This is a genomic window from Acinetobacter sp. YH12120 (assembly GCF_013418795.1).
In the GTDB taxonomy this organism is placed as follows: Bacteria; Pseudomonadota; Gammaproteobacteria; order Pseudomonadales; family Moraxellaceae; genus Acinetobacter; species Acinetobacter towneri.
In genome coordinates this window covers 1-8,831 of the sequence record NZ_VPBI01000040.1, presented here as the reverse complement: position 1 = coordinate 8,831, position 8,831 = coordinate 1, and the positions used below count along the sequence as shown (strand labels likewise).

Genomic DNA, 8,831 nt, shown 5'->3' with positions numbered 1-8,831 from the left:
GAGATTCATGCACGTGTAGCAGTCCTCAACAGATTTACGGAATTAGGTCGACCAGTTACCCAAGTTACGCCTTAAATTTGGCTCAATTAGGGGCGCTTTGCATTTCAAATCTTTGTGCAACAAAGCCATCTGAAACCAATAGCAAAGTCTGATTTAGTTTTTGAGTTGCCCAAAGATTATAGCGGGCAAGTAACTTAAACGTTTTTAAATCCATTTAAAATTATCCTATTTGAGTTTTATTATGAAAATTGAATCAAAAGTTCAAACTATATTAAGATAAAAGATATATTTTTAATCATTTAAAGCGAATTTGTAGATTTAAAGACAGATACAATTTATTGTCCTTTAGAAATAATTGACCAAAATCATGCTTGGTTTTACTTGCCATCTCAAACTTTGTATTATTGTATAAATACTCTTCAAATTCATGGCGATGATACAGATGATAGCAAATGATCTCGCCATCTTCTTTAATTACTAAATATCCACCTGTAGAATCAATTTCGTTACCTGTCCAAACTGTACCAGGCATCATTCCAATTGCTATTTCACACAATAATTTTTTAATTTTAAACTGATAAAAAGGATGCTGATGTTCAAAAGAATATTTCATTGGATTTTCATAAGAAATTTCATTAAAAATATCTTTAACTGAATTAAGAGTTGATGTGTAATATTTAAATATAGCTTCTGCCATAATTTTTGGTAGTAAACTATCCAACAAAATTAAATTATTCTCAAATACAGCATTATTTAAATGGGAAAATTTAATATCGGCTCCCAACATTTTTAAATGTGCTATACGAGATTTAATAATTGGTTGTGGCAATGCAAGCTGATTAAAATCTTCAATCTCTTTTTCGGTTAGGCAAATATTTTTTATTTCAAAAATAAAATTTGTTGTCTTTCCTGCATTTAACAATGTGGATGGTTTACCTAATTTTGACTTTATGCTAAATCCCAATTCAGGCATTGTTCCAATTTTTGCATCATAAATTACGATTCTAATATCACTTTTCGCACTAGATTTTGCTTTAATCTTATTTGATTGGTATCTGGATATAAAGTTTTCCACATCTGGAATAGTAAATGATGCCGTTTGCTTTTTCTGTAATTCTGCCAGCAAAAACTGAGTAATATCTCTGAGTTCCTGTAATGGTATCTGAAAAACATCTTCACCCCGCAAAATCTCTACTATACCCTCTGATTTATGCGGTACATAAGTGAATAAATGATGATGTTCTTGACGTAAAATTCTAATTACAGGATAAATTAAATTATTTATTTTATTTAAGTTTTCATCACCCGCACTTAACTCCCCATCACATAGTAATTTAAAAAGGGCATAGAGTTCACTCCATTCCCCCTTATTTGCTGTAATCATACTCACCAATCTTCAATGCTTTTAATATTTCTTTTGCAGTTGCCTGTATCGCTGGAATAGCAACAGAATTTCCAAATTGTTTATAGGCTGAGGCATCTGAAACCACGATTTTGAAATGATCTGGAAACCCCTGCAACCGTGCCCATTCTCTTGGCGTCATTTTCCGAATACCTTTCCGATTTACCTCTCCTTTAATTCTAGTAGTTGGAGTAAAGTCTGTAATTCTATGATCTATAACTAAATTACGCTCTCTCCCCATTCCACCTACAACTATGGCATTGGCAATTGCGTGATCTGGAATAATAGCGTAACCAAAACCATTTCCTTTATTTTCATGTCGAGCTTTATGCTTTTCCAAGGTATCTAAATACTGTGTAGATAAGTAATATTTAGTAGGTACAACCTGAGTTTCCTTTATATCGGCAAAACAGGTTTTTTTATTTAATGGTTGTGGATAAGAGAAATTTTGAATTCCAGTATCTTTATGGAAGCCTACAATAAAAATTCGCTCTCTATTTTGGGGAACACCAAAATCTTTAGCATTTATAATTTGAGGCTCAGCAACGTAGTAACCTAAATCATCTCTTAATGTTTTTAAAATAGTTTTAAGTGTATTTCCCTTATCATGACTAATTAAGCCTTTAACATTTTCTAAAAAGAAAGCTTTAGGTTGTTTCCGTTTTATAATATCCGCAACGTCAAAAAATAGCGTACCGCGTGTATCTTCAAATCCAGATCTTTTACCTGCAATTGAAAAAGCCTGACAAGGGAAGCCTCCACATAAAATATCGAAATGATCAGGTATCGCATTTTTAGTAGACTCTAAAGTGATATCACCATAAGGCGTTTCACCAAAATTGACGGAATATGTTTTTTGGGCATATAGGTCTATTTCTGATGAAAATACGCACTCGCCACCAAGATTTTGTAACGCTAGCCGAAATCCACCAATTCCTGCGAATAGGTCAATAAATTTAAATTTACTTGGGTATTCTGGATAAAAAGGGATTGATTCAAAGAGGGAAAGGTTTTCCTCTTTGTTTACCACTAATTCACCATGAGCCTTTAAAACTTTTGGACTAGTAGAGTTCATCTCAAACCTTCAAGGCGATACAATAACAAAGCCATTACAATAACAAAATTTACCTTAAATAGCATGCAGTGCAAGACACAAGCTGTCGCTCTAGCACAATATTCGATAAGCGTTAGGACAGATGCCTGAGCTGAACTCAAATCACAAAAACGCTTCCAACACCGAATTTAAAAACACATGCCCTTGCGCAGTACATGCCAATCGCTTCGGATCATCCTGCAACAATTGCCGCTGACGCAATGTATTTAAAATATCCTGCAAATCATCCAAGTTTAAACCTGTGCGGGCAGTATACAAGTTTGCCTCAACCCCATCATTCAGGCGCAGTGCATTCATCATAAATTCAAATGGCAACTCATCGGCTGCAATTGCTTTAAACTGCAAGTTTTCCGCAGGTACTTTGGCTAAGTAATCTTTCGGCAAACGGGTTTTTTGGAAGCGATACACACCATCATGCAAAGTCACTTTGCCATGCGCCCCCGCACCTATCGCCAAATAATCGCCAAACTGCCAATAATTTAAATTATGTGCAGACGGCAACTCTTTACGCCATGCAGACACTTCATAATTCACAAAACCTTGCGCAGTTAAATAGGCTTCACCCTGCGCTTGAATTTCTTCCAAGACATCATCTACAGGTAAAATTGGCTGAGTGCGGAAAAAAACAGTATTAGGCTCAATAGTCAATTGATACCATGAAATATGCGTTGCACCATGTTCCACTGCCAGTTTTAAATCCTGCAGTGCTTGCTGCAAAGTCTGTTCAGGCAAGCCATGCATTAAATCGACATTAATTCGCTGAAAGCCCGCTTCACGCGCCAAGCCAATTGCGGCAATCGCATCATCATTAGAATGAATACGCCCTAATTTTTTTAAATGCTCAGTATTAAAACTCTGCACGCCAATCGACAAACGGTTAATGCCTGCAGCCAAATAATCGGCAAAGGGATCATGCTCCACTGTACCTGGATTGGCTTCCAGCGTAATTTCGCAGTCATCCTCAAAAGCAAGCACGGCTTTCAGCTGTGTAAATAACCATTGATAACCCTGTGCTGAAATCAGCGAAGGTGTACCACCGCCAATAAAGACACTGTGGATTTTTCGACCCTGCGCAAACTGAGTCTGAGTTTTAAAATCTTCCAGCAAAGCCTGTAGATATTCTTGCTCTAAATCTAAACTCAATTTACCGTCAGGCACAGCATGAGAGTTAAAATCACAATACGGACACTTACGCACGCACCACGGCATGTGAATATATAAAGATAGAGAAATATCAATGGGATGAAGTGGGTTCAAAGACAGGCTCAATGCAAAATCAAAACAATGATACAGATTTTAACATGACTACAGCAGGACACCGATGTATTCCCTAGAATTTGCTTTAGACTAGAGTCTATGAAATAAGAAAAATGTGCAAATGATGAAAATATCCAGCCAATTACTCTTAATTTTGCCACTGGCGATGGGCATCGGGATTGCAATGGCCTTTCAAACTGCAATCAACAGCCAATTGCGTGAATATTTATATTCTCCGTTACAAGCTGCCCTTTTCTCTTTTTTGGTTGGTACAATAGTTTTAGCCATACTGGTATTTTTTCAGCAAGTCGAAAAACCCAACCTCAGCACCTTGCTCAACATCCCATGGTATTTATGGATTGGCGGATGTCTAGGGGTTTATGCCATCAGCATGAGTATTTATAGTGCTCCAAAACTAAGTTTACTCACTTTATCTGGGGTGATTATTTTTGGACAAATGGTCACCTCAATGCTGATTGATCATTTTGGGTTCTTGGGCACTGAAAAAGTCAGTATCAATTGGCAACGTCTTTTAGGTAGCGTGGTGATTTTTATTGGTGTGCTTCTCACTTTACAACGCTAATACCCAAACGCTAAGCACCTCATGCATTGAGATTTTTTGTGTCAAATATACATTCTGTGACCACGACCCGTTTTGAATTAAAACAGCTTTTTCAACTGATGATTCCAATTTTGGTCACACAATTTGCGCAAGCAGGTTTAGGTCTGATTGATACCATTATGGCAGGTCACATGTCTGCCACCGACTTAGCTGCTATTGCCGTTGGGGTCGGTTTGTGGATGCCCATTATGCTGCTGTTCAGTGGCATTATGATTGCTACCACACCCTTAGTCGCCGAGGCTAAAGGCGCGCGTACCCCAGAAAAAATTGCAACCATCGCCCGTCAGTCTTTATGGATTGCGTTTATTTTAGGTGTGATTGCAGGGCTGATTTTACAGCTCATGCCTGCACTATTGCCATTATTTGGTGTGCCTGAAAATTTACAGCCCAAAGCAGGCTTATTTTTACATGCCATCGGTTTTGGGATGCCTGCCGTGACCATGTATGCCGCTTTGCGCGGTTATTCAGAAGCACTGGGCTATCCACGCCCTGTGACCGTAATTAGTCTGTTGGCATTGGCTTTATTGGTTCCACTGAACTTTATGTTTATGTATGGTTGGGGGCCTCTGCCTGAACTGGGCAGTGCGGGTTGTGGTTTTGCCACTGCTATTTTGCAATGGTTAATGTTTATAACTTTGGCATTTTATATTTTTAAAAGTCGCGCCTATCAAAGCACACAGGTATTTAGCCAATGGGAAGCGATTGATGCGGTCTGGATTAAACGCATTTTGCTATTAGGACTACCAATTGGTTTAGCCATTTTCTTTGAAGTGAGTATTTTTAGTACTGCCGCCATTGTAATCAGTCCTTTGGGAGAAACCAAACTGGCAGCCCATCAAATTGCCATGTCAGTCACATCTCAGTTATTTATGATTCCCATGTCTTTGGCAATTGCCCTGACCATTCGTATTGGCACATATTATGGCGAACAAAATATTCACGCCATGCGTAAAGTACAAGGCTTAGGCTTTGCAACTGCAACTGTATTTGCCTTTTCTACAATGACGCTGATGTGGTTTTTCCGTCCTGAAATCATTTCAATTTACACCCGCGACCCGCAAGTGGCGCAAGTGACGATGTCTCTATTATTATTTGCGATTGCCTATCAACTCATGGATGCATGGCAAATTAGCGCAGCAGGTTGTTTGCGTGGCATGCAAGACACTCAGGGCCCAATGTGGATTACCATGCTTGCTTATTGGGTTGTGGCTTTCCCCATTGGCGTGTATTTAACTCGTTACAGCAATATGGGCGCTGCAGGGGTTTGGGTCGGGCTGATTGTCGGTTTAAGCATTGCCTGTGTGTTACTTCTGACCCGTTTATATTTCAACAATCAACGACTGGAACGCCAATTTACAGCATAAACCTCAGCCTACTCACCTACATGCCAAAATACGTTTTGGCACGTGGGTCTTGTGATCAAAAAATACTTTAACAATTAAAAGTAGGCATTTTGCTCACGAACACTTATGATCAAAAGATAGTAAAGATGATCTTGAGGAACATCGCATGGCAAAAACGGCGCGTACACCTGGTCGTCGCTTTATGAAACTTGCGAGCATGACAGCAAGTATTGCAACCAAAACGGTATCGAACTCGATTAAAAACCTCACCGCAGATGAAGAACAAAAAAATGCGGCACGCAGCCAATTGTTTCAGGATATTGGTATCCAAATTGCTGATACCTTAGGCGAAATGAAAGGTGCGGTGATGAAAGTCGGGCAAATTGCCTCGCAATATAAAGATATTTTTCCGCCTGAAGTTGCCAAAGCCATCAGTAAATTACAGCGCCAAGCACCTGCCATGCCTTTTGCTGAAATTAAGGCACAAGTTGAAAAAGAACTTGGTAAACCGCTCGACAAAATTTTTAAACACTTTGATGAAACTCCGTTTGCAGCCGCATCTATTGGGCAAGTGCATAAAGCCATTTTACCCAATGGCGAGCAAGTGGTGGTCAAAGTGCAATATCCTGGGGTCGATGAAGCCTGCGAAAGTGACCTGAAACAAGTCCGTTTGGCACTGCGTTTAATGGGTGTACTTAAAATAGACCGTAAATTACAAGACCGTCTATTTCAGGAAATTCAGGAAAGTTTAGACAATGAGCTGAACTACCAGATTGAGGCACAAAACCTAGAAGTAGCGCGTACCTTTCACGCGGCTTTGGATGATAAAATTATTATCCCACAAGTGTTTAAAGACTATTCTTCGCGGCATATTCTCACCTTAAGTTTGGAACAAGGTGAAAATATAGAAACGGCAAGCACATGGTCACAGCGTACCCGCAACACTTTGGGACGACGTTTATTGCGTGCCATGGGTCAAGAAATCTTTTATTTAAAACGCTTTCATTGCGACCCGCATCCGGGCAACTTTGCGTTCCGCCAAGATGGTTCTGTGGTGATTTATGATTACGGCGGCGTCAAAACTCTATCGAATGATGTAGTGCATCATTTTCGACAACTGATTCATGCTGCGCGTGCGCAAGATATTGCCGAAATTGAACAGCATCTAGATGCACTGCAGGCAATTTCTGCATTGGGTAAATTCCCTGAAGATTTATATTTGCAATGGTTAGAAGTGCTGATGCGTCCGCTAACCACACATTATGATTTTGCTGAAAATTCTGCCCATCATGATGGCGTTGAGTTGGTCAAAAGTTCATTGAAATATTGGGATGTGTTTAAGCCTTCTCCCGATACCTTAATGGTGAATCGAACTGTTTCAGGGCATTATTGGAATTTAATTCATTTAAAAGTACATGATAATTTAAATGATATTTTTGAGGAGTTGGTTCCACCGCGAGCTTAGACTCAACTTTGGACTCAGCAAAGGATGCTGAAAATAAAGCCCAATCTGTTTTATGCTCCGTAACTAAAATTATAATCCAGACAAAAAATCCTCCCAAATGTAGGAGGATTTTTTGTTATCTAAACCGATTCATTCAAGTTGAAACGATGAAATTCAAATTATTGAATTTCAAGGTGTTTGATTAAGCATTCCAGATCATCGGCAGACAGTTGTCCAATATAAGTGAGTTGTGTTTTTTGGATAGGCAGCTGATATGTTTGTACTGTATCAATCCACGATGGCTTTTTTAAACCAGCCTGTTGCCAGTTTTTAATTTCCACATATTTGCTTTTAATAAAAGCAGACTTATTTTCGTACTGACTACTTAAACGAAATACAACATAGTCGGTGTCCGTTTGGCGAATATACAACACAGGTCTGGTCTTACCCTCGGCAATATCTGTAAAGCCAACATAAGCCCAATAGAGTTGTTGGGTCATTAGTAGCCGCCATCATCTTCTAAAAAAGCAGCAGTATCCGCAGCGCTAGACACTTTTACACTAGGAACATTATGGCTCATCGCGATTAATCTTGCTGTATTCAAATCCTCGTCACTCACTTGAGTCGTGACAGGTATTTTTCCAGTTCGTGCAATTTCAGCGTAAACCATGCTCATTACAGTGGCAGGCGTCAGACCAACTTTTGTCATAATGTATTCTGCCGATTCCATAATTGCCTGATCAACCGTGTATTGAACCCGTTTTTTTACCAATGTTGTCATCATCTACTCCATACATACCACTGAATGCCATTTTATGCCTTAAAATGGCATGGGTCAAACTTGTTCTTACGATGCCTTTTCACTTCCAATAGAAAAAATTATTTAATCTGTGCAGACACTATTCCCTCAATGACAGCCCTTATACAACAGGTTTAAAAAGGGATTGGATAATTTTTGATGTAAAACTCACTAGAAAGAATGCATGTGGGTTTTATTTGCCAAATTAATTGTTATGTTATAACATTTCACAAATTACACATTTAGTTTGGAGAAATCTCATGCGTCCGAATATCCACCCAGAATATCGTGAAGTTTTATTCCACGACACCAACGCCAATGCCTATTTTGTGATTGGCAGCACCTTGCAAAGCAGCCAAAGTAAAGAATATGAAGGCAAGGTATATCCTTATGTGACTTTGGATATTTCAAGCGCATCGCATCCGTTCTACACAGGTGAACAACGTCAAACCAGTAATGAAGGACGTGTCGCGAGCTTCAACAAACGCTTTGCACGTTTCAAACGCTAAGCTTGAGCTTTATTGCAAAATCTCACAATCACTTCATATTCAGTTAAGTTTTCTGTTTTATATTTTAAACATAGCAAGATTGCTCATCGAAACGATGGGATATCCTCTATCTTCAAAGCCCAAGCACTCTCCTCCAGCTTGGGCTTCTTTTTATTTATAATTTTTATCTAATGGATTTTTCTACTCAACGATTGATTTGGTACAGACCCTAATCTAACCCGAATTACGGATAAGAAAAGCCCTTGAAAAAAAGGTAGTTAGAGCCATTTAGAAAGTTACGACACAACCCAAAGGCTCTAACTACCATGTACGATTTTACAGAAATTTTTTGTATTGTTGAT

The 8,831-nt window shown here is 38.9% G+C and carries 10 protein-coding genes; 4 read left to right on the top strand and 6 right to left on the bottom strand.

Features of this window, described 5'->3' with window-relative positions; all coding sequences use genetic code 11:
- Positions 1 to 82: 82 nt before the first annotated feature.
- From FTU58_RS13665 to hemW, 4 genes are all read right to left on the bottom strand, one after another.
- Positions 83 to 214: a hypothetical protein gene (locus FTU58_RS13665; RefSeq protein ID WP_257222375.1), complete on the bottom strand. Its 132-nt coding sequence runs from the start codon at positions 212 to 214 to the stop codon at positions 83 to 85.
- Between the two features lie 81 nt (positions 215 to 295).
- The gene (locus FTU58_RS13660) at positions 296 to 1,384 is read right to left on the bottom strand and encodes an HpaII family restriction endonuclease (RefSeq protein WP_131260601.1); all 1,089 of its coding nucleotides are present in this window, start codon (positions 1,382 to 1,384) and stop codon (positions 296 to 298) included.
- Positions 1,368 to 2,477 carry a DNA cytosine methyltransferase gene (locus FTU58_RS13655; RefSeq protein ID WP_004974609.1) on the bottom strand — a complete coding sequence of 370 codons (1,110 nt, stop codon included), beginning with the start codon at positions 2,475 to 2,477 and terminating at the stop codon, positions 1,368 to 1,370. Before FTU58_RS13655 ends, FTU58_RS13660 begins: the two co-directional genes overlap by 17 nt.
- 141 nt (positions 2,478 to 2,618) lie before the next feature.
- On the bottom strand, positions 2,619 to 3,773 hold the full coding sequence (gene hemW / locus FTU58_RS13650) for a radical SAM family heme chaperone HemW (protein WP_180062588.1): 1,155 nt from the start codon (positions 3,771 to 3,773) through the stop codon (positions 2,619 to 2,621).
- 121 nt (positions 3,774 to 3,894) lie between these two features.
- Here hemW and FTU58_RS13645 point away from each other — a divergent pair, with 121 nt between their 5' ends.
- The 3 genes from FTU58_RS13645 to FTU58_RS13635 all read left to right on the top strand — a co-directional run bounded on the left by FTU58_RS13645 (position 3,895) and on the right by FTU58_RS13635 (position 7,203).
- Positions 3,895 to 4,356 (top strand): DMT family transporter, encoded by a 462-nt coding sequence (locus tag FTU58_RS13645; RefSeq protein WP_131260603.1) that lies wholly within the window; start codon positions 3,895 to 3,897, stop codon positions 4,354 to 4,356.
- 38 nt (positions 4,357 to 4,394) lie between these two features.
- The gene (locus FTU58_RS13640; RefSeq protein WP_373886015.1) at positions 4,395 to 5,759 is read left to right on the top strand and encodes an MATE family efflux transporter; all 1,365 of its coding nucleotides are present in this window, start codon (positions 4,395 to 4,397) and stop codon (positions 5,757 to 5,759) included.
- Positions 5,760 to 5,904: 145 nt separating this feature from the next.
- The gene (locus tag FTU58_RS13635) at positions 5,905 to 7,203 is read left to right on the top strand and encodes an AarF/ABC1/UbiB kinase family protein (protein WP_004974602.1); all 1,299 of its coding nucleotides are present in this window, start codon (positions 5,905 to 5,907) and stop codon (positions 7,201 to 7,203) included.
- Between the two features lie 158 nt (positions 7,204 to 7,361).
- Here the strand turns inward: FTU58_RS13635 and FTU58_RS13630 are convergent, their stop codons facing one another.
- Together FTU58_RS13630 and FTU58_RS13625 are read right to left on the bottom strand one after the other, a co-directional pair.
- Positions 7,362 to 7,682, bottom strand: a complete 321-nt coding sequence (locus tag FTU58_RS13630; protein WP_131260605.1) for a type II toxin-antitoxin system PemK/MazF family toxin — start codon at positions 7,680 to 7,682, stop codon at positions 7,362 to 7,364.
- The gene (locus tag FTU58_RS13625; RefSeq protein WP_136144463.1) at positions 7,682 to 7,963 is read right to left on the bottom strand and encodes a type II toxin-antitoxin system RelB/DinJ family antitoxin; all 282 of its coding nucleotides are present in this window, start codon (positions 7,961 to 7,963) and stop codon (positions 7,682 to 7,684) included. The genes FTU58_RS13630 and FTU58_RS13625 overlap by 1 nt, the downstream gene beginning before the upstream one ends.
- Before the next feature lie 278 nt (positions 7,964 to 8,241).
- On the opposite strand from FTU58_RS13625, the gene FTU58_RS13620 reads away from it, so the two are divergent.
- On the top strand, positions 8,242 to 8,490 hold the full coding sequence (locus FTU58_RS13620) for a type B 50S ribosomal protein L31 (RefSeq protein WP_004974599.1): 249 nt from the start codon (positions 8,242 to 8,244) through the stop codon (positions 8,488 to 8,490).
- Positions 8,491 to 8,831: the final 341 nt, after the last annotated feature.

Excerpts from the sequence above, each read along its gene's own strand:
- FTU58_RS13660 (WP_131260601.1), bottom strand. The coding sequence starts at position 1,384 with ATGATTACAGCAAATAAGGGGGAATGGAGTGAACTCTATGCCCTTTTT.
- FTU58_RS13665 (WP_257222375.1), bottom strand. The coding sequence starts at position 214 with ATGGATTTAAAAACGTTTAAGTTACTTGCCCGCTATAATCTTTGGGCA.
- FTU58_RS13630 (WP_131260605.1), bottom strand. The coding sequence starts at position 7,682 with ATGACCCAACAACTCTATTGGGCTTATGTTGGCTTTACAGATATTGCC.
- FTU58_RS13620 (WP_004974599.1), top strand. The coding sequence starts at position 8,242 with ATGCGTCCGAATATCCACCCAGAATATCGTGAAGTTTTATTCCACGAC.
- FTU58_RS13655 (WP_004974609.1), bottom strand. The coding sequence starts at position 2,477 with ATGAACTCTACTAGTCCAAAAGTTTTAAAGGCTCATGGTGAATTAGTG.
- FTU58_RS13645 (WP_131260603.1), top strand. The coding sequence starts at position 3,895 with ATGATGAAAATATCCAGCCAATTACTCTTAATTTTGCCACTGGCGATG.
- FTU58_RS13635 (WP_004974602.1), top strand. The coding sequence starts at position 5,905 with ATGGCAAAAACGGCGCGTACACCTGGTCGTCGCTTTATGAAACTTGCG.
- FTU58_RS13625 (WP_136144463.1), bottom strand. The coding sequence starts at position 7,963 with ATGACAACATTGGTAAAAAAACGGGTTCAATACACGGTTGATCAGGCA.